The 20,674-nt window shown below is 64.2% G+C and carries 25 protein-coding genes; 16 read left to right on the top strand and 9 right to left on the bottom strand.

Annotated elements, in window-relative coordinates:
• Positions 1-8 precede the first annotated feature (8 nt).
• Genes apaG through ACP7BL_RS05825 form a run of 4 tightly spaced genes read left to right on the top strand, consistent with a single transcriptional unit; the run spans position 9 to position 2,006 of the window.
• Positions 9-407 carry a Co2+/Mg2+ efflux protein ApaG gene (gene apaG, locus ACP7BL_RS05840; RefSeq protein ID WP_209611409.1) on the top strand — a complete coding sequence of 133 codons (399 nt, stop codon included), beginning with the start codon at positions 9-11 and terminating at the stop codon, positions 405-407.
• Positions 404-1,210: a LysR family transcriptional regulator gene (locus tag ACP7BL_RS05835; RefSeq protein WP_426257837.1), complete on the top strand. Its 807-nt coding sequence runs from the start codon at positions 404-406 to the stop codon at positions 1,208-1,210. Before apaG ends, ACP7BL_RS05835 begins: the two co-directional genes overlap by 4 nt.
• Positions 1,207-1,743, top strand: a complete 537-nt coding sequence (locus ACP7BL_RS05830; protein ID WP_426257836.1) for a GNAT family N-acetyltransferase — start codon at positions 1,207-1,209, stop codon at positions 1,741-1,743. The genes ACP7BL_RS05835 and ACP7BL_RS05830 overlap by 4 nt, the downstream gene beginning before the upstream one ends.
• Positions 1,740-2,006, top strand: coding sequence for a hypothetical protein (locus ACP7BL_RS05825; RefSeq protein WP_426257835.1), 267 nt, complete (start codon positions 1,740-1,742; stop codon positions 2,004-2,006). Before ACP7BL_RS05830 ends, ACP7BL_RS05825 begins: the two co-directional genes overlap by 4 nt.
• A 4-nt stretch (positions 2,007-2,010) precedes the next feature.
• On the opposite strand, the gene ACP7BL_RS05820 is transcribed toward ACP7BL_RS05825, so the two are convergent.
• From ACP7BL_RS05820 to ACP7BL_RS05810, 3 genes are all read right to left on the bottom strand, one after another.
• Positions 2,011-3,099, bottom strand: coding sequence for a tetratricopeptide repeat protein (locus ACP7BL_RS05820; RefSeq protein WP_426257834.1), 1,089 nt, complete (start codon positions 3,097-3,099; stop codon positions 2,011-2,013).
• Positions 3,100-3,242: 143 nt separating this feature from the next.
• A complete protein-coding gene (gene parE / locus ACP7BL_RS05815; RefSeq protein WP_426257942.1) occupies positions 3,243-5,222 on the bottom strand; it encodes a DNA topoisomerase IV subunit B in 1,980 nt (659 codons plus the stop codon).
• 135 nt (positions 5,223-5,357) lie between these two features.
• Positions 5,358-6,068 (bottom strand): GcrA family cell cycle regulator, encoded by a 711-nt coding sequence (locus ACP7BL_RS05810; RefSeq protein WP_426257833.1) that lies wholly within the window; start codon positions 6,066-6,068, stop codon positions 5,358-5,360.
• Between the two features lie 77 nt (positions 6,069-6,145).
• Here ACP7BL_RS05810 and ACP7BL_RS05805 point away from each other — a divergent pair, with 77 nt between their 5' ends.
• From ACP7BL_RS05805 to queE, 8 genes are all read left to right on the top strand, one after another.
• Complete coding sequence (locus ACP7BL_RS05805) at positions 6,146-6,994, top strand: ABC transporter permease (protein WP_209611398.1); 849 nt, start codon at positions 6,146-6,148, stop codon at positions 6,992-6,994.
• On the top strand, positions 6,991-7,689 hold the full coding sequence (locus ACP7BL_RS05800) for an efflux RND transporter periplasmic adaptor subunit (protein ID WP_426257832.1): 699 nt from the start codon (positions 6,991-6,993) through the stop codon (positions 7,687-7,689). The genes ACP7BL_RS05805 and ACP7BL_RS05800 overlap by 4 nt, the downstream gene beginning before the upstream one ends.
• A 109-nt stretch (positions 7,690-7,798) precedes the next feature.
• Positions 7,799-8,992, top strand: coding sequence for an aspartate aminotransferase family protein (locus ACP7BL_RS05795; protein WP_126847026.1), 1,194 nt, complete (start codon positions 7,799-7,801; stop codon positions 8,990-8,992).
• 48 nt (positions 8,993-9,040) lie between these two features.
• On the top strand, positions 9,041-9,958 hold the full coding sequence (argF, locus tag ACP7BL_RS05790) for an ornithine carbamoyltransferase (RefSeq protein WP_426257831.1): 918 nt from the start codon (positions 9,041-9,043) through the stop codon (positions 9,956-9,958).
• 137 nt (positions 9,959-10,095) lie between these two features.
• The gene (locus ACP7BL_RS05785) at positions 10,096-11,019 is read left to right on the top strand and encodes an Hsp33 family molecular chaperone HslO (RefSeq protein WP_033964456.1); all 924 of its coding nucleotides are present in this window, start codon (positions 10,096-10,098) and stop codon (positions 11,017-11,019) included.
• A 92-nt stretch (positions 11,020-11,111) separates the two neighbouring features.
• Positions 11,112-11,540, top strand: a complete 429-nt coding sequence (locus ACP7BL_RS05780; RefSeq protein ID WP_033964457.1) for a DUF3617 domain-containing protein — start codon at positions 11,112-11,114, stop codon at positions 11,538-11,540.
• A gap of 160 nt (positions 11,541-11,700) precedes the next feature.
• Positions 11,701-12,399, top strand: coding sequence for a 7-cyano-7-deazaguanine synthase QueC (queC, locus tag ACP7BL_RS05775; protein WP_033964458.1), 699 nt, complete (start codon positions 11,701-11,703; stop codon positions 12,397-12,399).
• Positions 12,400-12,403: 4 nt separating this feature from the next.
• Entirely contained in the window at positions 12,404-13,036 is a 633-nt protein-coding gene (gene queE, locus ACP7BL_RS05770; protein ID WP_033964459.1) for a 7-carboxy-7-deazaguanine synthase, read from the top strand.
• Between the two features lie 19 nt (positions 13,037-13,055).
• On the opposite strand, the gene ACP7BL_RS05765 is transcribed toward queE, so the two are convergent.
• The 3 genes from ACP7BL_RS05765 to lipB form a co-directional block, all read right to left on the bottom strand.
• Positions 13,056-13,730, bottom strand: a complete 675-nt coding sequence (locus ACP7BL_RS05765; RefSeq protein ID WP_126847034.1) for a hypothetical protein — start codon at positions 13,728-13,730, stop codon at positions 13,056-13,058.
• 177 nt (positions 13,731-13,907) lie between these two features.
• Positions 13,908-14,165 carry a hypothetical protein gene (locus ACP7BL_RS05760; RefSeq protein ID WP_033964460.1) on the bottom strand — a complete coding sequence of 86 codons (258 nt, stop codon included), beginning with the start codon at positions 14,163-14,165 and terminating at the stop codon, positions 13,908-13,910.
• A gap of 89 nt (positions 14,166-14,254) precedes the next feature.
• Positions 14,255-14,941: a lipoyl(octanoyl) transferase LipB gene (lipB, locus tag ACP7BL_RS05755; protein WP_426257830.1), complete on the bottom strand. Its 687-nt coding sequence runs from the start codon at positions 14,939-14,941 to the stop codon at positions 14,255-14,257.
• A gap of 128 nt (positions 14,942-15,069) precedes the next feature.
• Here lipB and ACP7BL_RS05750 point away from each other — a divergent pair, with 128 nt between their 5' ends.
• Positions 15,070-15,909: a hypothetical protein gene (locus ACP7BL_RS05750; RefSeq protein WP_171010582.1), complete on the top strand. Its 840-nt coding sequence runs from the start codon at positions 15,070-15,072 to the stop codon at positions 15,907-15,909.
• Positions 15,906-16,643, top strand: a complete 738-nt coding sequence (locus tag ACP7BL_RS05745; RefSeq protein WP_137903117.1) for a hypothetical protein — start codon at positions 15,906-15,908, stop codon at positions 16,641-16,643. Before ACP7BL_RS05750 ends, ACP7BL_RS05745 begins: the two co-directional genes overlap by 4 nt.
• Here ACP7BL_RS05745 and ACP7BL_RS05740 read toward each other — a convergent pair.
• The 3 genes from ACP7BL_RS05740 to ACP7BL_RS05730 all read right to left on the bottom strand — a co-directional run bounded on the left by ACP7BL_RS05740 (position 16,616) and on the right by ACP7BL_RS05730 (position 18,579).
• On the bottom strand, positions 16,616-17,206 hold the full coding sequence (locus ACP7BL_RS05740) for a GNAT family N-acetyltransferase (RefSeq protein WP_426257829.1): 591 nt from the start codon (positions 17,204-17,206) through the stop codon (positions 16,616-16,618). The two genes, ACP7BL_RS05745 and ACP7BL_RS05740, sit on opposite strands and share 28 nt — an antisense overlap.
• A gap of 16 nt (positions 17,207-17,222) precedes the next feature.
• Complete coding sequence (gene hemF / locus ACP7BL_RS05735; RefSeq protein ID WP_126847042.1) at positions 17,223-18,062, bottom strand: oxygen-dependent coproporphyrinogen oxidase; 840 nt, start codon at positions 18,060-18,062, stop codon at positions 17,223-17,225.
• A gap of 67 nt (positions 18,063-18,129) precedes the next feature.
• Positions 18,130-18,579 carry a tRNA (cytidine(34)-2'-O)-methyltransferase gene (locus tag ACP7BL_RS05730; protein WP_126847044.1) on the bottom strand — a complete coding sequence of 150 codons (450 nt, stop codon included), beginning with the start codon at positions 18,577-18,579 and terminating at the stop codon, positions 18,130-18,132.
• Positions 18,580-18,768: 189 nt separating this feature from the next.
• Here ACP7BL_RS05730 and petA point away from each other — a divergent pair, with 189 nt between their 5' ends.
• Together petA and ACP7BL_RS05720 are read left to right on the top strand one after the other, a co-directional pair.
• Positions 18,769-19,341, top strand: a complete 573-nt coding sequence (gene petA, locus ACP7BL_RS05725; protein WP_126847046.1) for a ubiquinol-cytochrome c reductase iron-sulfur subunit — start codon at positions 18,769-18,771, stop codon at positions 19,339-19,341.
• Positions 19,342-19,351: 10 nt separating this feature from the next.
• Positions 19,352-20,659, top strand: coding sequence for a cytochrome b (locus ACP7BL_RS05720; RefSeq protein WP_126847049.1), 1,308 nt, complete (start codon positions 19,352-19,354; stop codon positions 20,657-20,659).
• Positions 20,660-20,674 lie beyond the last annotated feature (15 nt).

The following is a 20,674-nucleotide window of genomic DNA, read 5'->3' as shown; positions in this document are numbered from 1 at the left end:
CGGCGGTCGTGAAGGCGCTGTTCCCGTACGTCGCGGAGACGCGCGGGGTGATCGTGCGCGTCGCGGTCAGCTTCCTGCCCGAACAGTCCGAGCCCGAGCGTGGCCGGTGGTTCTGGGCTTATCATATCCGGCTGGAAAATGCCGGCCCGCAAGCGGTGCAATTGCTGACGCGGCACTGGGTCATCACCGATGGTCGCGGTGCGCGTCATTCGGTCGAGGGTGAGGGCGTGATCGGCGAACAGCCCTTGCTCGCCCCCGGCGAAAGCTTCGATTACGTCTCGGGCTGCCCGCTCTCGACCTCGACCGGGTCGATGCTGGGGAGCTATCACATGATGGGCGAGGACGGCTCGGGCTTTGACGTCGAAATCCCGCGATTCGCGCTGATCGCGCCGGCGGTGGGGGCATGAAGCGGACGCACCTCCCGCTTAACGGGATGCGCGTGCTCGATGCCGCCGCGCGGCACCTGAGCTTTACGCGCGCCGCCGACGAACTGGCGGTGACGCCGGCTGCCGTGGGCCAGCAGATCCGCGCGCTGGAGGATACGCTGGGCGTGGTGCTGTTCCGCCGGACGACCAAGGGGCTTGAGCTGACCCCCGAGGGCGAAGGCGGGCTCGCCGCGCTGCGCGAGGGCTTTCTGCAATTCGAGGAAGCTGTGCGGGCAATGCAGGCCGGGCAGACGAGCAAGTCGCTGACCATCGCCGCGCCGCGCGACCTTACCCAGAAATGGCTGATGCCGCGCCTGGCCGACATCGCGCGGACCGACGGCGAAATGCGCTTCGTGCTGATCTCGTCCGATACCTTCGGGACCAGCGGCGCGATCGATTTCACCGAGGCCAATCTCGATTTGGCGATTCGCTGGGGCGATGGCCCCGGCGAGCATGAGGGCGAGCCGATTGCCTCGGCCGGGATGGTCACGGTCGAGCGGCCTGGCGGCGGGGCCGATACGCGGATTTCCTGGCCGGGCTGTGTTGATGACGCGTCGGAGTCGCTTGTCCGCGTGGCCGATGCCGGGCTGGCGCTGGATGCCGCAGCACAGGGGCTGGGGCGCGCATCGATCCCGGAACTGCTCGCGGCGACCGATCTGGCGGCCGGGCGCGTGGTCGCGGTGGGCGACGCGCGGCCGTATCGGCTGGGCTATTGGCTGGTTGCGCCATTGCCGCAGTGGCGGCAGAAAAAGGTCAAGGCGTTGGTCGACGCGCTGACGGCATGAGGCCGATTCCGACGCTGAAAACGGCAAGCCTGCGCCTGCGTGAGCGGACGCCCGACGATGCCGGGGCGCTGTTTCCGATTTTCGCCGATGCCGAATTGATGACCTATTGGTCGAGCGGGCCGCATCAGTCGATCGAGGAGACTCGCGCCAAACTCACCAAATCGCCTGACATTCAACGGGTGTTTCGCGGGTGGGCGATCACGCTCTCAGGCGATGACACTGCCATCGGCTTCGTCACGGTGCGCGAGAAGCGGCCCGGCGTTTCCGAGATCGGCTATATGGTCGCGCGCCCACATTGGGGCCGTGGCATCGCACGCGAAGCGGTGAGCGCTGTGCTCGATCAGGTGTTGCGCGTCGAAGGTCAACGCCGCGTCATTGCCGACACCGACCCCGAAAATGCGGCTTCGAACGGTCTGCTGAAAGCGCTTGGCTTCACGCTCGAAGGGCGGCTGCGCGAGGAGTGGGAAACGCATCTCGGCGTGCGCGATACCTTTTTGTGGGGCTTGCTCGCCAGCGAATGGAATGCGCGATGACCCCGGCTTTGCCACCCCCCAACCTCAACGACCCCGCCGAGCGCGCCGCCTATCAAAAGGAACTGCGCATGGTTACGCGACCGATCCGCTGGATGGGTGTCGCGCTGGCGATTGCCGGCGCGGTGCTGGCGGGCCTGCGCGCGCGGTACTGGCCGCAAATGCCGATGATATTGCCGCTATTTCTGATCGGCATGGCGGTGCTGCATGTACTGGCGGGGGTGGTGGTTCGGATGAAATACCACCGCGCAAGGATGGGTGAGTAGGGCGTCAGCCGCCGACCGCCTGATCGCGCGATAGATCGACCATTTCGATTTTGGGGACGGGCGAGCGCACCCGCATGCGCGAGCCGGTTTGTGTGGTCCAGGCCGCCGTGAAGGAATACCGTTCCACTCGGAAGAAGCCCGGATTGTCGGGTGCTAGCGGAGCATAACGTCGTCCCGCTATCGCGGTGAGGATCGGCTTGACCCAATCGCCCGAGAGTGTCGCAGACTTGCGCAGGACCTCTGTCTCGCTCACTTTCCCGTCGGCACCGATCAGGAAACTTACGTCAACCCACTGATTATCGAAGTCATCCACGGCGAGTTGGTTAAGCGCGGTCCCGCTCGCCCCCTCGCGCCCGGAGAGCTGACGCTGTTCGATCTTTGGCGCATAGAGCAAGACGGGGACGGCGGTCCCTTTGGCAGCGTCGCGATATTCTGCGACAAGGCGATCAACCGCTCCTGTATCGCCATGCTTAACCGCCATATTTGCCTTGAGCAGCTTTGCCGCTCGCACGAAGGGGGCAAGCTCGGGCTCGGTTCGCGCGATCAGGCGATTGGCGGCGTTTACCGCATCTGTGTAGTAAGGACTTGATTTTCCTTTTGAAAACGCTGCGTACAGGTGGGCAATTCTGAGGAGCGCAAATCCCTCGCTGCTTGATTGATGAGCGGCATGGGCGTGTTTGGCAACGTCCTGATAGAGGTCGATAGCGTCATTGGTATCGCCAGTCTTGGCGTAGCTGTCGCCTAATTCGAGCTGCGCGTTCAACACGCGCGGATCGGACGGAGCCAGCCCCGCTTTCAGCGCGATCACGACTTCGATCGCGCCGCTGCGATATGCGGTTTGCTCGCCTAGGTGCGCCGCCACTCGGGAATTGGCGCGCAACAGGTCCGATACGGGGACCGGATATTGCTTGGCGAAACGGCGGTTGCGGCCGATCGATGAGAGCATCGTTGCGCGGGACGATTTGTAGTCCCCGGCGACGAACTCCGTCTCCGCCAGTGCCAAGGTTGCCGCAATATCCTTGTCCGGCGGGCAATGCTGGTCAAGGCAGGCGCGCAGGGCCGCTTTCGCATCGCTCAGCGAAACACCGGTCACGACAATGTCGGGTCCCGTGGTGTTCGCTGTCGCTGCGTCCTTTGTCTGCGCGAAGGCAGGGGTGCCTATTACGGCCAATAGCAGGCACAGCGTATTTAGACGGGGCATGAAAAACTCCGACGCAAACCATAGGCCGATGAATCTTAGGCGTCGATCGCGTCTTCGTCCATCCGCGCGGCATTTTCCTGAATGAAGGCAAAGCGGTGCGCGGGATTGGTGCCCATCAAACGATCGACCAGATCCTTCACCACCGCGCGTTCTTCATATTCCTGCGGCAAGGTGATGCGCAGCATCGCCCGCGACTTCGGGTCCATCGTCGTTTCACGCAGCTGCATCGGGTTCATTTCGCCGAGACCCTTGAAGCGCCCGATTTCGACCTTCTTGCCCTTGAACTCGGTCGCCTCCAGATGCGCGCGGTGGGCGTCGTCCATCGCGTACAGGCTCTTGGTGCCTGCGGTCAGGCGGTAGAGCGGCGGTTGCGCCAGATAGACGTGGCCCGCACGCACGATTTCGGGCATTTCCTGGAAGAAGAAGGTCATCAGCAGCGTGGCGATATGCGCGCCGTCCACGTCTGCGTCGGTCATGATGACGACGCGTTCGTAGCGCAGATGCTCCGCCACACAGTCCTTGCGCGTGCCGCAGCCGAGCGCCTGGATCAGATCGGCGATTTCCTGATTGGCATGGATCTTGGCCGAGGTGGCGGAGGCGACGTTGAGGATTTTGCCGCGAATCGGCAGGATCGCCTGCGTCTTGCGGTCGCGCGCCTGCTTGGCCGAGCCGCCGGCCGAATCGCCCTCGACGATGAAGATTTCGGTGCCTTCGGGGCCGTTGGACGAACAATCGGTCAGCTTGCCGGGCAGGCGCAGCTTGCGCGCGCTGGTCGCGGTCTTGCGCTTCACTTCGCGCTCGGCTTTCCGCGCGAGGCGTTCGTCCATGCGCTCGATGACATAAGACAGCAGCGCCTTGCCGCGCTCCATATTGTCGCTGAGGAAATGGTCGAAATGGTCGCGCACCGCGCGCTCGACCAGCGTGGCGGCCTCGGGCGAGGTCAGGCGGTCCTTGGTCTGGCTCTGGAATTGCGGGTCGCGGATGAAGACCGAGAGCATCAGCTCGCTGCCGGTCATGATATCCTCGGGCGAAATGTCCTTGGCTTTTTTCTGGCCGACCAGATCGCCAAAGGCGCGGATGCCCTTCACCAGCGCGGCGCGCAGCCCCGCTTCGTGCGTGCCGCCATCGGGGGTGGGGATGGTGTTGCAATACCAGCTATACGATCCGTCGCTCCACAGCGGCCAGGCAACGGCGCATTCGACGCGGCCCGCTTCGCCGGGGAAATCCTGGCGGGTGACGAAGAAATCGGTGGTCGCGCACTCACGCCCCGCAATCTGTTCGCGCAGATGATCGGCGAGGCCGCCAGGGAATTGGAACACGGCCTCGGGCGGCGTGTCGTCGGTGATGATGCCGGGCGCGCATTTCCAGCGGATTTCGACGCCCGCAAACAGATACGCCTTGGAACGGGCGAGTTTGTACAGCCGCGCGGGCTTGAAGTGCATGTCCGCGCCGAAAATCTCGGCATCGGGCACGAAGCTGACCGAAGTGCCGCGGCGGTTGGGGGCGGCACCGACATGCTCCAGCGGCCCGAGCGTCTCGCCGCGCGCGAAACGCTGGCGATACAGTTCGCGGTTGCGCGCGACCTCGACGATCGTGTCGGACGACAGCGCATTGACCACGCTGACGCCGACGCCGTGCAACCCGCCCGAGGTCGCATAAGCCTTGCCATCGAACTTGCCGCCCGAGTGCAACGTCGAGAGGATCACTTCGAGCGCCGACTTGCCCGGAAATTTCGGGTGCGGATCGACCGGGATGCCGCGGCCATTGTCGATGATCACCAGCCGATTGCCGGGGTGCAGCTCGATTTCGATGCGCGTGGCATGGCCCGCCACGGCCTCGTCCATCGCATTGTCGAGCACTTCGGCGGCGAGGTGGTGATAAGCGCGCTCGTCGGTGCCGCCGATATACATGCCCGGGCGGCGCCGGACAGGCTCCAGCCCCTCCAGCACCTCGATCGACGAGGCATCGTAATCGGTCATCGGCTTGGGTGAGGCGGCGAACAGGTCTTCTGGCATGAGGCGGCTATACGGCGCGGGCGGGGATACTGCCAAGCACCATCGCCGAACTGCGACGCTGTGATCGAAGCGCCCAAACAAAAGGGGCCTCCAACGGTGTGTCGGCGACCCCTTTTCTTTGTCCTGTCGCGCCGATCAGCGGGCGCGGGGGCCGCCGAACGGGAGCGGCGGGGCCGGGCGACGATCGCGGCGCGGCAGCTGTGCCTGATAAGCGTGGCCGCAATGGCCGACGCAATAGGGGAAACCGGGGTTCACCTTCTCGCCGCAGAAATGGAAGTCGGGCTCGCCCGGATGGCCGATCGGCCATTTGCAGATCTTGTCGCTGAGATCGAGCAACGTGGTCTTGCCGACCATGTCTGCCGATGGCTTGGCAGGGACCAAGCGGCGCGGCGGCGCGGGCGTGATCGGTGCCTGTTGCTCGCCGGGGGCCTGACGCAGGAAGCCGCCGGGGCCGACCGAGCGCAGGATCGGCGGGGCGGGGCGCACGACCGCGACGGGCGCTTCGATCTCGTCCTCTGCATCGTCCTCGACATCGAGTTCGACGTCTTCGGCGACTTCAGGCTCGGGCTTGGCAACTGGCGCGGCGACGACAGGGGGCGCGACTCGCTCGACTGGCGGACGCGGCGCGGGCGGCGTCGGCTTGGGCGCGGCGGCCTTTGGTGCGGCCGCAGCGGCGGGTTCGTTGGGCTTGACCGGCGACGGGCGCGATTGCAGCCCCAGGCGATGCGCCTTGCCGATCACGGCGTTGCGGCTGACGCCGCCTAGTTCCTCGGCGATCTGGCTCGCGGTCTGCCCCGCTTCCCACATCTTGCGCAGCGTATCGATGCGTTCGTCGGTCCAGCTCATTCAATCTTCCCAATTGTCATGCCGACCGTTTCCATAACGGGTTGCGGGCGGCGGCGGCAGTCTTTAGCGACAGCACCATGAGCAGCCAGCCCCCAATCGGCGAAATTTCCACAATGATGAACGCTCCGGGCGTTCCGGTCTTCCGGAACGTCAATTGGGGCGGCCTTCGAACGCTCTATATCAAGGAGGTGCGCCGTTTCTTCAAGGTGCAGCTGCAGACGATCTGGGCGCCCGCGATCCAAACCTTGCTGTTTCTGGTGGTTTTCACGGTCGCAACGGGCGCAAAGCGGCCGGTCGCGGTTGGCGGAATCGATATTCCCTTCGGCGACTTTATCGCGCCGGGACTGATCATTAGCCAGGGCATGATGGGCCCGGCCTTCGCCAATGCGAGCTTTTCGCTGATGGTCGGCAAGATTCAGGGCACGATCGTCGATTATCTGCAGCCGCCGCTGTCGACGCTGGAATTGCTGACCGGGCTGGTGGCGGGCGCGATGACGCGCGGTCTGCTGGTCGGGGTCGGCGTGTGGCTGGCGATGCTGCTTTACGGGATCCACCTGATTCCCGTGCATTTCTGGGCGGTTGCCTGGTTCGGGCTGCTCGGCACGATGTTCCTGGCGTTGCTCGGCGTGTTGACCTCGATCTGGGCCGACAAGTTCGACAATGCAGCCGCAGTGTCCAATTTCATCGTGACCCCGCTCGGGCTGTTGTCGGGCACCTTCTATTCGGTCGACAAGCTGGCACCGGCCTTCCGCGCGGTCAGCCATGCCAACCCGTTCTTCTACATCATCTCGGGCTTCCGCTACGGCTTCCTCGGCACCGCCGATTCGCCGATCCTGATCGGCAGCATCGTGGTGCTGGTGATCGACGTGGTGCTGGCGGTGGCGTGTTACGCGCTGCTGCGGTCGGGCTGGAAGATCAAGAATTGACCCGCCGGTGGGTGGTGCTGGCGCTGGGACTGGCGCTGGCGGCCTGCAGCAAACCCGCGTCGCAACCCGTTGCTGCCCGTCAGGCACCCCAGGAGCCCTCCGTCCGGATCGCACAGGCGGGAAGTACGATCGTCGTGCCGACCGTGACCGGCAAGGGCACGGTCGCGCTGCGCGAGCGCCAGCCGGTTTCGCCCGGCACGCGCGTGCGGGCGGGCGCAGCAAGCCATTATCTTCGCCTCGCTTTGCCTGCCGCCGATGCCGCGCGCGTGACGCTGGGCGCGAACGCGAAGATGACTTTCGCCGCGTTCCGCGAGGATATTGTCGTCGGTCGCGTGATTGCGATCGCGGCGCATCCCGATCCGGCGGGCGCGGTAGCGGTCGAGATCGCGCTGCCCGACGATGCGCGGTTGAAGGTGGGCCAGGCTGGCACCGCCAGCATCATCGCGAGCGGGACGAGCACGCGGTTGCTCGCCGTGCCGCCCAGCGCGGTGTGCGCGCGGCAGGGAACGATGGCGCAGGTCTATGTCGTCGATCTTGCCACATCACGCGTGCATCTGCGGCGGATCACGCTCGGGGATGAGACGCCCGCAGGGATCGGCGTGCTCAGCGGATTGGCGCTGGGCGAGTGGGTGGCGCTGTCGCGTGCAGGCACGCTCAAGGACGGCATGAAGATCGCGCCGATCGGCCCGCAATAAACTGTGCCCGCAACCCGAGTCGCGCGGTGTTGCACTCGGGCGTTCAGCACCGTAAAACGCGTTTCGGGCGACCGTGTGGGTCGCCTTTTGCTTTTTAAGGAGAGCGCCTGTGTCGACCCCCGCTTTGATGCCCGTGTACCCGCGTTGCGGCGTGCGCCCGGTGCGCGGCGAGGGCTGCTACCTGATTGGCGAGCAGGGCGAACGCTATCTCGATTTCGCGGCGGGGATCGCGGTCAACGCGCTCGGCCACGGCCATCCCAAATTGGTCCAGGCGATTGCCGACCAGGCGGCGACGCTGATGCACGTGTCGAACCTGTATGGCAGCCCGCAGGGCGAACATCTGGCGCAGCGCATCGTCGACAGCTCCTTTGCCGACACGGTGTTCTTCACCAATTCGGGCACCGAGGCGGTGGAATGCGCGATCAAGACCGCGCGGCGCTATCATTATGCCAATGGCAATCCGCAGCGCACGACGCTGATCACCTTCAACAACGCCTTTCACGGGCGGACGATGGGGGCGATCTCGGCAACCAACCAGCCCAAGATGCGCGACGGGTTCGAGCCGCTTTTGCCCGGCTTCAAATATGCGCCGTTCAACGATCTCGACGCGGCGCTCGCGCTGATCGACGATACGACTGCGGGTTTCATGGTCGAGACGATCCAGGGCGAGGGCGGCGTGTCCGCTGGCACGCAGGCGTTCATCCAGGGTCTGCGCAAGGCGTGCGACGAACACGGCCTGTTGCTGGTGCTGGACGAGGTCCAGTGCGGCTATGGCCGCACCGGCAAGATGTGGGCGTATGAGCATTACGGCATCACGCCTGACATCCTTTCGTCGGCCAAGGGTATTGGCGGAGGCTTCCCGCTGGGCGCGTGCCTGGCGACGGCGGAAGCGGCCAAGGGCATGGTATTCGGCACGCACGGATCGACCTATGGTGGCAACCCGCTGGCCATGGCGGCGGGCGAGGCGGTGCTCGACGTGATGCTCGAACCCGGTTTTTTCGATCACGTAACCGCGATGGGCGACCGGTTGCGCGCCTCGATCGAGCAGATGATCCCCAATCACGACCATCTGTTCGACAGCATTCGCGGCATGGGCCTGATGCTGGGGATCAAGCTGAAGGATGCGGCGGTCGCACGCGATTTCGTCGGGCATCTGCGTGACCATCACGGCCTGCTGACGGTCGCGGCGGGCGAGAATGTGGTACGCGTGCTGCCCCCGCTGGTGATCGAGGAAAGCCACATCGCCGAGTTCGTGCAGAAGCTGAGCGACGGCGCACGCGACTATGCGGTGGCGACGGCATGAGCGGGGTAAATGGGGTGAAGATCCTCCCCGGAACGGGGAGGATCTGAGATGCGCCACTTCCTCTCGCTCTCCGATGCTGGCCCGGATGGTATCGCGGCGATGCTGGCCGATGCGCTCGATCGCAAGGCGGCGCGTGCGGGTTGGCCCAAGGGCAAGCCCGATGCCGATGCCCCGCTCGCCGGGCACACGCTGGCGATGGTGTTCGAAAAGAATTCTACCCGCACACGCGTGTCGTTCGACATGGCGATTCGCCAGCTTGGCGGGTCCAGCGTCGTGCTCGACTCGGGCACGACCCAGCTTGGGCGGGGTGAGACCGTCGCCGACACCGCACGCGTTCTGTCAGGCTATTGCGATGCGATCATGCTGCGCACCGACGACCATGCCAAGGTCGAGGAGATGGCGCAGTATGCGACCGTGCCGGTCATCAACGGCCTGACCGATAATTCGCATCCCTGTCAGATCATGGCGGATCTGCTGACGATCATCGAAGCGGGCAAGCCGTTGCCGGGGCTGAAGGTGGCGTGGCTGGGCGACGGCAATAACGTGCTTGCCTCGATCATGGAGGCGGCCGGGCTGATGCAGTTCGATGTGGTCGCGGCGTGCCCGCAAGGCTTTATGCCACCCGAGAGCGATGTCGCGCTGGGCAAGGGTCGCGCGCGCGTGGTCGGCACTGCGCGCGAAGCGGTGGAGGGTGCCGATATCATCGTCACCGATACCTGGATTTCGATGGGGCAGGCGCATGCCGAGACCAAGTTGCAGGCGATGCTGCCCTATCAGGTCGATGCCGCGCTGATGGCGACCGCCAAGCCCGACGCGAAGTTCCTCCACTGCCTGCCCGCGCATCGCGGCGAGGAAGTGACGGCAGAGGTGATCGACGGCCCGCAATCGCTGATCTGGCCGGAGGCGGAGAACCGGCTGCACGCGCAAAAGTCGGTGCTGCGCTGGTGCTTTGGCCAGATCGGTTGATCGCGGCCGGTTGAGCCTTATGTAAGGCGCTGACACGCAAGTCCGTTCGCCCTGAGCTTGTCGAAGGGCCCTCCTTATCCACGATGGTCGTGCGGGGAGAGCAGGGCTTTGATAGGCTCAGCCCGAACGGATTTTATATGGACGACCTTCGCACCACCGACTCCGACCGCGCCCTCGGCTTCACCATCCCGGCGCGCCACGCGCGCGGTCGGGTCGTGCGACTCGGCCCGGTGCTCGACACGATTCTCGACGCCCACGCTTATCCCGCACCGATCGAGGCGTTGCTGGCGGAGGCGCTGACGCTGGCCGCATTGATTGGCTCGACGCTCAAGGATGCGGAAGGCCAGCTCACCATGCAGGCGCAAACCCAGTCGGGAATCGTAACCCTGCTGGTGTGCGACTACAAAGGCGGCGAACTGCGCGGCTATGTTCAATATGATGCCGAACGGCTGGCATCCGCCCCGGAGAACCCAAGCCTGTTCGCGCTGTTTGGCGCTGGCTATCTCGCGATCACTTTCGATCAGGCGACGACGGGCGAACGCTATCAAGGCATCGTCCCGCTCGACGGCGATTCGCTGAGCGCGGCCGCCGAGCATTATTTCCTGCAGTCCGAACAGATCCCAACGCTCGTCCGCGTCGGCATCGATTGTGGAGGCAAGGGGAAGGACGGCAAGCGATTCGCCGGCGGCCTGCTGCTCCAGCATCTGCCGGAGGGCGAGGTCGGACGGGACCGGCTGCACACCCGGCTCGACCATCCCGAATGGGAGCATGTCGCGATCCTCGGGCAGACCATTCAGGCGGACGAGCTCTCCGACCCCGCAATTCCGCTTGAGACGCTGGTATGGCGGCTGTTCAACGAGGAGGAGACAGTGCGGCTCTATGGCGACACCGCCATCGTTCGCGGTTGCCGCTGCTCGCCCGAATATATCGCGCAAGTGCTCGGCAAGTTTCCGCCCGAGGAACAGCGCGCGATGGCGGACGAAACTGGCACGATCTTTGTCGATTGTGCCTTTTGCGCCCGTAAGTTCCCGGTGCAGGCGGCAGCGGAAATCGTTCCGTAGCCGCATTGAAACTTGCGCGCGGAACCCCAATTACGTGACGATAGCGGCGAACCTGGGTAGGCTCTGCCCGGGGCCGAGCGGGGTTGGATCGAATGGCGATATCGAAGGTCGCGCGCGCAGTGGTTGCGGCGTTGATGGTTGGCGGGCTGATCGCGGCGGCCCCGACCGCCGGGCCAACTCTGACGGCGGTTGCCCGGATCGAGCCCGGCCAATGGCAGATCAAGGAACTGGGAACCGATTCGGCCGCTCGAACGCTGTGCATTGCCGATCCGACGGTTCTGATCCAATATGGACACAGTGCGGGGCAGTGTCAGCGCTTCATCATTGATAACGAGCCGGATCTGGCCACCGTGCATTATACTTGCCCGGGCAATGGTCACGGCCGCACCACGTTCAAGATTTCGACGCCGCGCGCCTTCAATTTGGACACGCAAGGGATCGTCAGCGGCGCGCCATTCGATTATCATTACGAGGCACGCCGCATCGGGGCGTGCCCGCCCGGTGCCAGCACGGCGCGTTAAGCCGGTCTTTAGAGTCTCCCGATATACATCACGCGTGCATTTTATGGCACGCGTTTCTCCCAATTCGCCCCCTTAGGGGAACCCCTGGGTCGCTTTCGGGCGGCCCGTTTTTTATGCGCTGCTTGCGCAATGCGGGGTTGGTGACTAACTCCCTTGCATCATGACATTGGAACAGACCTCTTCGGTCGCCCCGCTGGCAGTCGTGCTGGTGTCGGGTGGCCTCGATTCGATGGTGGCCGCAGCGCTGGCGCGCGAGCAGGGCTATCGTTTGCTCGCGCTTTCGGTTGATTATAATCAGCGCCACCGAATGGAATTGGCATCGGCCCGACGCATCGCCAATGCGCTCGGCGCAGTGCGCCATGTGGTGCTGCCGCTCGATCTCGCGGCATTTGGCGGCTCGGCGCTGACCGACGATATCGCGGTCCCGAAGGACGGCGTACAGCCGGGCATTCCGATCACCTATGTGCCGGCGCGCAATACGATCTTCCTCAGCCTTGCGCTCGGATGGGCGGAGGCGGCGGGCGCGCGCGACCTGTTCATCGGGGTCAATGCGCTGGATTATTCGGGCTACCCCGATTGCCGTCCGGAATTTATTGCCGCGTTCGAAGGCTTGGCCGAACTGGCAACCAAGGCCGGGGTCGAGGGCAGTCCCTTTCGCATTCATGCGCCGCTGCAGCACATGACCAAGGCCGACATCGCGCGCGAGGCGGCGCGGCTCGGGTTGGACGCGGGGATAAGCTGGTCCTGCTATGATCCCGCCCCAGGTGGCCTGCACTGCGGCACCTGCGACAGCTGCCGACTGCGCAAAAAGGGATTTGAGGAAGCCGGCCTGCCGGATCCGACCGGCTACGCGGTCTGACGCGATGTCCTATGCCGTCAAGGAGATGTTCCTGACGCTCCAGGGGGAGGGCGTACAGGCTGGGCGTCGCGCCGTCTTCGTCCGTTTTGCCGGGTGCAATTTGTGGTCGGGACGCGAGCAGGATCGCGCGACCGCAGTGTGCCGCTTCTGTGATACCGATTTCGTCGGAACCGATGGCGCTGGCGGTGGCAAATTCGCCGATGCCGCGGCCTTGGCGGAGGCGGTGCAGCGTTTTTGGGGCCACGGTGCCGACAGCCGCTTCGTCGTGCTGACCGGGGGCGAGCCGATGCTCCAGATCGACGATGCGCTGATCGAGGCGTTGCACGGTGCCGCGTTCGAGATCGCGATCGAGAGCAACGGCACCCTGCCAGTCCATCCGGGAATCGACTGGGTGTGCATCAGCCCCAAGGCGGACAGCATGGTTGTCCAGCAAAGCGGCGATGAGTTGAAGCTGGTCTGGCCCCAGCCAGGAACCGATGTCGCCGCGCTGGAGCAATGGGCGTTTGCGCATCACCTGGTGCAGCCGCTCGATAGCGTCGATGCAGCGTCCAATCACGCCGCCGCGATCGACCTTGTCATGGCGCGGCCCAAATGGCGGCTGACGCTGCAGGCGCACAAGACGCTGGGCCTACGCTGACCCAGCGTCGAAGGCCGCCTTAGCGGTAGGTCAGTTCGAACGGGCCGCACTTCTTGGCAACCCATTCGTTCCGCTTCGACCAGCAAATCGAGTCCAGGCGCGGCATTGCCAGGCGGGTGTCGACGCGTACGCGGCGGGAGAAACGCTCCTCGCCCCACGGCACCAACGCGTTGCGCAACGCGTTCATCTCGGCGATCGCGACTTTGTACAGCGTGCCGCGCGGGGCGTAGGCGGCGTGCGTGGCAATCGCGCTGGCGGTTTGGCAAAAGCCATATTGCGCGGCGACCGTGGTAAAGGCGGAATAGGTGCGGGTGCCGTAACGGTCCATCGCGGAGATGCCGACCTTCGCGCCCTTGTTGGTGCGAACAAAATACTTGTTCACCGTTTCATATGCTTTTTTCAGCTCGTCCTTGTGATTTTCAAGGATGATATTGTAATTTTGGAGCGTCAGCAGCGACGGCTCGAACTTGCACTGCAACGCGGCGACGTTGAGCGCGGAGCGCAGGTTCCAAACCAGATTGGCGCGGACTTCGTCTTCTGTCGCGCCTGGCAACGATGGCAGGCCGGGCTCGTCGCCGCGCGCCGGCGGGCCACTCATGTCATGCGACTGGAAGAAGAATTGGGCCGAGGCGGGGCCAGCAAGTGCGGCACTCGCGACAGCGGCCAGCACGGCAAGGGTACGCAACACAGTCATTCGAAGCCTCTCGTTCACACACTTTGCAATTACGGCGTTTTTTCGCGCGCCCCAACCCTAATCGCGCATCCTGCAGCGCGAGGCTACCCGCAAATGCGGTGTACCGAACGGCGGAATCGAAAAGGCCGCCCGGTCGCCCGGACGGCCTTCGATACAATCTTTCCCGAAAGGGAAGAATTACATCTTGTTCGTGGTCGTGGTCGACGTGGTGTTGGTGGTCATGGTGTCGTTCGAAACCATCGCACCGTCGTTTGCCATCGCGCCGTCGGTCGACGTCATCGTGTCGTTGGTGGTCATCGTGTCGGTCGAGTTCAGATCGGTGACCATCGTGTTGTCGGTCGTCGTCGTTTCGGTCTTCGGGGTGCATGCCGAAATGGCGATCGCAGCAACAGCGATCATCGAACCAGCAGCGACCTTGGAAATGAGTGCACGCATTGGAAAGCTCCCTAGATAATGGATTTGGTTGGCCTCGAGACCTTTAATACCCAAACCGTGGTGGACATTAGTCCGGATCGGCGCGCCCCTCAAGCCCAGTTTTCTGCCGTAGAAGAATGAGTTTGCAGAAACGCTGCGAATCGCAACGCAAGCGCCGCGTCAAAAGTTTCAAAATCGGTCGGAAGTCCCAGCATTTCCATGCTCGTCACCGCATAGTCGGCCAAGCCACAGGGCACAATTCCACTGAAATGTGAAAGGTTTGGCGAAAGGTTGACGGAAAACCCGTGCAGCGTCACCCAGCGCCGCACGCGCACGCCGATCGCACCGATCTTGGCCTCGGCCACACCGCCATCGTTGGCCAGATCGGGGATGTTGGTCCAGATGCCCACGCGTCCTGGTGCGCGAAACGCCGCAACCCCCAGATCTCCCAACGCCGCGATCACCCAGCCTTCCAGAGCGTGGACAAACTGCCGAACGTCGCGTCCGCGCCGGTCGAGGTCGAGCATAACATAGCCGATGCGTTGACCGGGCCCGTGATAGGTGTAGCGGCCGCCGCGCCCGGTCTGCACAACCGGAAAATGCGGGTCGCGCAGCTCGGCCGGGTCGGCGCTGGTGCCGCCGGTGTAGATCGGGGGATGTTCCAGCAACCACACCATTTCGCGCGCTGTGCCCGCGGCGATCGCTGCGGCGCGCGCTTCCATTTCGGCGACCGCCACCTCATAGGGAACCGGGTCTGGCGTTATGCGCCATTCGATGTCGTCAGTCCTGAAAGTCACGCCCCGGAAATGGCGTAGCTGGGCCCGCCGCGCAAGGGAGGGTTTGCAGGGAGTGGCGGGCGGCAGAGCATTGCGCTACCGCCCGATCGCGGCAATATCATGTCGTTGGATCCGGGGAGACTAGAGACGTGATCGCGACGATGAGCACCGTGTGGGACCGTACGGCCGAATTTCTCAGCGACAATCTGGCCGCGCTCACGCCGCTCGTGCTGTTCGGCATTTTCGTGCCGCTCACGCTGATCGGCAGCCTGATGCCGCTGATGGGGACTGGCGGGCAGCCTGCTGATCTTGCGCTTGGCCTGATGGTGTTGGCACTGTCGCTGGTGTCGAGCTGGGCGGGGGTGGCGATCACCGCGCTCGCATTCGATCCGGCGGCGGGGCGTGGCGGGGCGGTGCGCGTGGCCAATCGACGGTTGTTGCCGGTGATCGGAGTTGGGCTTGTCACCTTGCTCGTCGTGCTGCTGCTCGCCGCGCCGATTTTCATCGCGTTTGCGCTGAGCGGCGTCGACATGGCCGCCTTGGCGGCAGGAAAGCCCCCGTCAGGCGAGGTCAATCAGGGCGCGTTGACCTTCGGCTCGCTCTACACCCTGTTGCTGTGCCTGATCTTGTTCTGGGGCTATGCCCGCTTTGTTGTGCTGGCCACGCCGATCATCGTGATGGAGCGGCGCGGGCTCGGCGTTTACGCGCGCTCTTTCGTGCTCACGCGCCGGATCACTTGGAAGGTCATGGGGGTGGTGTTGCTGTATGGCTGCGTATCATGGGTTGCTTCCGCTGCGGCCAAGCTGGTGTTCGGCACGGTCTTCGGGCTGCTGATCGGCGGTGAGGGGCAGTTGAGCGTTGCGACCGTGTTGACCCAAATCGCTGTGGCCGCCGTGTCGACGATCTTTTCGCTGCTGGCGGTCGCGTTCGTCGCCAAACTCTATCTTGCGGCGCGTGATGCGCGTGAGGCGATCGTCGAGGTTTCATGAAACTCAATGTGGCAGGCATCCTTCGCGATGCCTGGGCGATGGCCAAGCGGGATTCCGAACTGCTGCTCGGTATAGCGGGCGTCTTCTTGTTTATTCCCGATCTGGCGGGGGCCATTTATGTCGCTCCCGCGCCCGCTCCACCGGCGGTCGTGGATCAGACGTCGGCGGATCTCTGGCTCAAGCAACTTGGCGTATGGGGCCAGCAATATGAGTTGCTGGTGATCGTGCTCAGCCTGCTGTCGCTGTTCGGGGTGCTGGCGCTGTTCGTCGTGTATATCGACCGAGCGCGCCCGACCGTGAGCGGCGCGCTCGGTCAGGCGGGCGCGTTATTGCCGCACTATCTCTTGCTGGCGCTGGCTGTCAGCGTGCCGGTCAGCATCGGCTCGATCTTGGTCTTTCCAGGGCTGTATCTCAAGGGACGGTTGCTGCCGGTTTCGCCCGTCTTCGTCGGGGAGCGACCGATCGGCGTGTTCGCGGCGTGGCGGCGCAGCTTTGCGCTGACGCGGGGCAATGGCCTGGTGCTGATGGGCCTGGCGTTCGTACCGTTGCTGGGGGGGCGCTTGATCGCGCTGCCCTTCGAGCTGCTTGGCACTGCGCTCGATGGCGCGCCGATGGCCAATCCGGTCGTGGCTGCCGTGCTCGATGCAGGAATCGCCGGGGGGCATACGCTCGGCACCGTTGCGGCGGTGCTGATCGAGATCGCGCTTTATCGGCGGTTGAGCAGCGGAATCTGAGGCGCGCTATCGGGCGGCAGATGCCCAGTGATGCGGGGATCGGGAAAGGTCTCGATCGCCCGCTTGATCGCGACGAATCCTTGCGCGCGATAGAAGTTGAGCGCTGAGGGATGGTCGAGCGTGCAGGTGTGGACCCACACCCGATCGATCCCCTTGCGCCATCCGCGTGCCAGCGCTTCCGCCATCAGCCAGCGACCGAGCCCTTTGCCCGCCAGTTCGGGCACCAGCGCGAAATAGGAAATCTCGCATTGGCCGGCTTCGCGAAAATCGAGTTCGAGCATCCCGACCTCGATTCCGCTGCGGTCGACCACGGCATGGATCGCGACGTTGGGGTCGGCGAGAATCGCGCCGAGCGTCCGATCGTCCATCACCAGCCGCGAGAACCACAGCCATGGTGCCCCGACGCGGCGGAACAGCGTGCGATAGGCGTCTAAGCTCGGCGCTTCCCATGCGACCAGCCGCATCGGGGACGCGGGCAGCGGGCGCAGCGGCGGGCGCTGACGCATCTCAAGCGTGGTGACGATCGTCGCCACCTCGTCATCGCGGACCGGAATCAAGCCCATCGCGCTGCCCCGACCTTCAGGACCATGTCGCGAGCGGCGGCAAGCTCATCAGGATCGCATCGATATTGCCGCCGGTCTTCAGCCCGAACAGCGTGCCGCGATCGTACACCAGGTTGAACTCGGCATAGCGACCGCGCCATTCGAGCATTTGCGCGGTGTCGGCGGCGTTGAAGGGCGTGTTCATCCGGCGTCGCACGATTTGCGGATATACGTCCAGAAAGGCGCGCCCAATGTCCTGGATAAAGGCGAAGTTCGCGGCGAAATCCCCCTCCAGATGGTCGCAGAAAATGCCGCCGACCCCGCGATGCACCTTGCGGTGCGGGATGTAGAAATACTCCTCGGCCCATTTCGAATAGCGCGCATAATAATCGTCGCCATGCGCATCGCACGCCGCGCGCATCGAGGCGTGGAATTCGGCGGTGTCCTCGGCATAGGGAATCGGCGGGTTGAGATCGGCTCCGCCGCCAAACCAGCGCTTGGTCGTGACCAGGAAGCGCGTGTTCATGTGGACGGCGGGCACGTGCGGGTTCGCCATGTGGGCGACCAGGCTGATCCCCGTGGCAAAGAAGCTCGGGTCTTCGGCGGCACCGTGGATCGATTTGGCGAACTCGCCCTCGAATGCTCCGCCCACGGTCGAGACGTTGACGCCGACCTTTTCGAACACCTTGCCCTTCATCACCCCGCGCACGCCGCCACCGCCATCGCCGCCATTGGGGTCGGCGCGGTCCCACTGGGTGTAGTCGAAGCTCGCCTCCGATCCGGCTTCCCGTTCGATCGCGACGAATTCCGCACAGATCAGGTCGCGCAAATGCTCGAACCAGTGGCGGGCGGCGGTTTGTTCTTGGTCCAGGTCCATGGGGGATGTTGTGGCGAGGGATGGCGGCCAAGTCGAGATGCGAAAATCCTCCCCGCGACGGGGAGGATCAAGCAGGCCAGCCGTTGGTCTGCCGTAGTGCCTCGGCCAGCGCGATGCCTGTCGCCACCGCAATGTTGAGCGACCGCATCCCCTCGGCCAAGGGGATGCGGACGGCCATGTCAGCGCGCGCATGCACCGCATCCGGCACGCCGCTGCCTTCGGACCCCATCAGCAAAACGTCGTTCGGCTGAAAAACGGCGGTGTCGAGGCGCACCCCGCCGCGCGTCGTCAGCAGCACGATTCGCCCGGGCACCTGGCGTTCGAACGTCGCCCAGTCGAGGTGGCGGTGGACGTCCACGACCCCGGCATAATCCATGCCCGAGCGGGCGAGGGCCTTCTCGCTCCAGGTAAAGCCGGTTGGCTCGATGACGTCGACCGGCGTTCCCAGACAGGCACCAAGGCGCAGAATGGCACCGACATTTCCGGCGATTTCGGGCTGGTAGAGAGCAATACGCATAACCAGCGCCCCTACTCCTAAAATGCTGTTGGCAAAACACCGTCGCGCCGTCTAACAGAACGCTCAAGCTTCTCCGGCAGAGGGAAGGCGTTCAGGCGTGACCCACACGTCGTTCTTGTGAGGGTGACGTTGTCGGATTTTTCGTCGCGGCGTGTTTCAACACGGCGTGCGAAGTACAAGGGCAAGTGAATGGCAAGCGGAAACACCCTGGAAGTTCCCCGGCAGGATGAACCCCATCATGACGGCGAACCACGCCGCCGCGACTTTCTGAACATCGCGGCCGTTGCGGCTGCGGGTGTCGGCGGGATCGCGATCGTGGTGCCGCTGATCAACCAGATGAACCCCTCGGCCGACGTGCTGGCGCAATCCACCACCGACGTCGATCTGTCGAAGATCGAAGCGGGGCAGGGCATCGTTACCTCCTTCCGCAAGCAGCCGCTGTTCGTCCGCAACCTGACCCCGGCCGAAATCGCCGAGGCCGACAAGGTCGACATCAAGACGCTGCGCGACCCCGAAACGCTCGCACAACGCACGCGCGGCCAGAAGAACTGGCTGATCACGCTGGGCGTTTGCACGCATCTCGGCTGTATTCCGCAGGGCATTACCAGCGGCGAGGATCGCGGCCAGTTCGGTGGCTATTTCTGCCCCTGCCACGGTTCGCAATACGACACGGCGGCGCGCATCCGCAAAGGACCGGCACCGAAGAACCTGTTCGTGCCGGAGTATAAATTCACGTCGCCAACGACGGTTACGGTGGGTTGAGGATAGAGATATGAGCTTCCCCTGGGCCAAGCAGTACGAGCCGAAATCGGGCTTCACCAAGTGGATCGATGAGCGGCTGCCGCTTCCCCGGTTCGTTTATGGCGCGGTCGGCGCGGGCTATCCCGTGCCGCGCAACCTCAATTATTTCTGGAACTTCGGCGTGCTCGCGGGCGCGGCACTCGCCATCCAGATCGTCACCGGCATCGTGCTGGCGATGCACTATGCCGCCAATGGCGGCGTGGCGTTCGACTCGGTCGAACATATCATGCGCGACGTGAATGGCGGCTGGTTCCTGCGTTATGCGCATGCCAACGGCGCCTCGATGTTCTTCGTCGTGGTCTATATCCACATCTTCCGCGGGCTGTTCTACGGATCGTACAAGGCCCCGCGCGAGATGATCTGGTTGCTCGGCGTGGTCATTTTCCTGCTGATGATGGCGACGGCGTTCATGGGTTATGTGCTCCCCTGGGGGCAGATGAGCTTCTGGGGTGCGCAGGTTATCACCGGCTTCTTCTCGGCGATCCCGGTGGTGGGCGACACCATCCGCATCTGGCTTCTGGGGGGATATGCCCCCGATGACGCTGCGCTCAACCGCTTCTTCTCGCTGCATTACCTGCTGCCGTTCGTGATCGCTGCGGTCATCATCCTGCACATCTGGGCGCTGCACATTCCGGGTTCGAACAACCCGACCGGCGTCGACGTGAAGGGCGAACAGGACACCGTTCCGTTCCACCCTTATTACACCGCCAAGGACGGCTTCGGGCTCGGCGTGTTCCTGTTCATCTTTGCCGCACTCCTGTTCTTCGCGCCCAACAGCCTTGGCCACCCGGACAATTATATCCCGGCCAACGCGCTGCAGACCCCGGCGCACATCGTGCCCGAATGGTATTTCTGGCCGTTCTACGCGATCCTGCGCGCCTTCACGGTCGATTTCATCGGCATTCCGGCAAAGCTGCTCGGCGTGCTGGCGATGTTCGGGTCGATCCTGCTGCTGTTCTTCCTGCCCTGGCTGGATTCGTCGCCGGTGCGCTCGGCCAATTATCGTCCGCTCTATCGCATCTTCTTCTGGGTGCTGGTGGCCGATGTGCTGGTGCTCGGCTGGTGTGGCGGTTCGCCTGCGACGCCGCTTTATGTCATCATCAGCCAGATCAGCGCGGCCTATTATTTCGCGCACTTCCTGATCATCATCCCGATCATCTCGCGGGCAGAACGCCCGACGCCGCTGCCAAACTCGATCACCGAGGCGGTGCTGGCGAAGAAGGGTGGCACGTCACCGGCGCATACCGCACTCAGCGGTAGCGCGGTCCCGGCCGAATAAGGGGCATTACGAGCA

The sequence above is a fragment of the Sphingomonas sp. DC1600-2 genome, from assembly GCF_049897605.1.
In the GTDB taxonomy this organism is placed as follows: Bacteria; Pseudomonadota; Alphaproteobacteria; order Sphingomonadales; family Sphingomonadaceae; genus Sphingomonas.
This window is presented reverse-complemented; position numbering and strand designations above follow the sequence as displayed.

What these genes read in the sequence shown, in the direction of transcription:
- ACP7BL_RS05835 (WP_426257837.1), top strand. Translation starts at nt 404, where the DNA reads ATGAAGCGGACGCACCTCCCGCTTAACGGGATGCGCGTGCTCGATGCC.
- ACP7BL_RS05830 (WP_426257836.1), top strand. Translation starts at nt 1,207, where the DNA reads ATGAGGCCGATTCCGACGCTGAAAACGGCAAGCCTGCGCCTGCGTGAG.
- ACP7BL_RS05825 (WP_426257835.1), top strand. Translation starts at nt 1,740, where the DNA reads ATGACCCCGGCTTTGCCACCCCCCAACCTCAACGACCCCGCCGAGCGC.
- parE (WP_426257942.1), bottom strand. Translation starts at nt 5,222, where the DNA reads ATGCCAGAAGACCTGTTCGCCGCCTCACCCAAGCCGATGACCGATTAC.
- ACP7BL_RS05810 (WP_426257833.1), bottom strand. Translation starts at nt 6,068, where the DNA reads ATGAGCTGGACCGACGAACGCATCGATACGCTGCGCAAGATGTGGGAA.
- ACP7BL_RS05805 (WP_209611398.1), top strand. Translation starts at nt 6,146, where the DNA reads ATGAGCAGCCAGCCCCCAATCGGCGAAATTTCCACAATGATGAACGCT.
- argF (WP_426257831.1), top strand. Translation starts at nt 9,041, where the DNA reads ATGCGCCACTTCCTCTCGCTCTCCGATGCTGGCCCGGATGGTATCGCG.
- ACP7BL_RS05785 (WP_033964456.1), top strand. Translation starts at nt 10,096, where the DNA reads ATGGACGACCTTCGCACCACCGACTCCGACCGCGCCCTCGGCTTCACC.
- ACP7BL_RS05780 (WP_033964457.1), top strand. Translation starts at nt 11,112, where the DNA reads ATGGCGATATCGAAGGTCGCGCGCGCAGTGGTTGCGGCGTTGATGGTT.
- queC (WP_033964458.1), top strand. Translation starts at nt 11,701, where the DNA reads ATGACATTGGAACAGACCTCTTCGGTCGCCCCGCTGGCAGTCGTGCTG.
- queE (WP_033964459.1), top strand. Translation starts at nt 12,404, where the DNA reads ATGTCCTATGCCGTCAAGGAGATGTTCCTGACGCTCCAGGGGGAGGGC.
- ACP7BL_RS05765 (WP_126847034.1), bottom strand. Translation starts at nt 13,730, where the DNA reads ATGACTGTGTTGCGTACCCTTGCCGTGCTGGCCGCTGTCGCGAGTGCC.
- ACP7BL_RS05760 (WP_033964460.1), bottom strand. Translation starts at nt 14,165, where the DNA reads ATGCGTGCACTCATTTCCAAGGTCGCTGCTGGTTCGATGATCGCTGTT.
- ACP7BL_RS05745 (WP_137903117.1), top strand. Translation starts at nt 15,906, where the DNA reads ATGAAACTCAATGTGGCAGGCATCCTTCGCGATGCCTGGGCGATGGCC.
- ACP7BL_RS05740 (WP_426257829.1), bottom strand. Translation starts at nt 17,206, where the DNA reads ATGGGCTTGATTCCGGTCCGCGATGACGAGGTGGCGACGATCGTCACC.
- hemF (WP_126847042.1), bottom strand. Translation starts at nt 18,062, where the DNA reads ATGGACCTGGACCAAGAACAAACCGCCGCCCGCCACTGGTTCGAGCAT.
- ACP7BL_RS05730 (WP_126847044.1), bottom strand. Translation starts at nt 18,579, where the DNA reads ATGCGTATTGCTCTCTACCAGCCCGAAATCGCCGGAAATGTCGGTGCC.
- petA (WP_126847046.1), top strand. Translation starts at nt 18,769, where the DNA reads ATGGCAAGCGGAAACACCCTGGAAGTTCCCCGGCAGGATGAACCCCAT.
- ACP7BL_RS05720 (WP_126847049.1), top strand. Translation starts at nt 19,352, where the DNA reads ATGAGCTTCCCCTGGGCCAAGCAGTACGAGCCGAAATCGGGCTTCACC.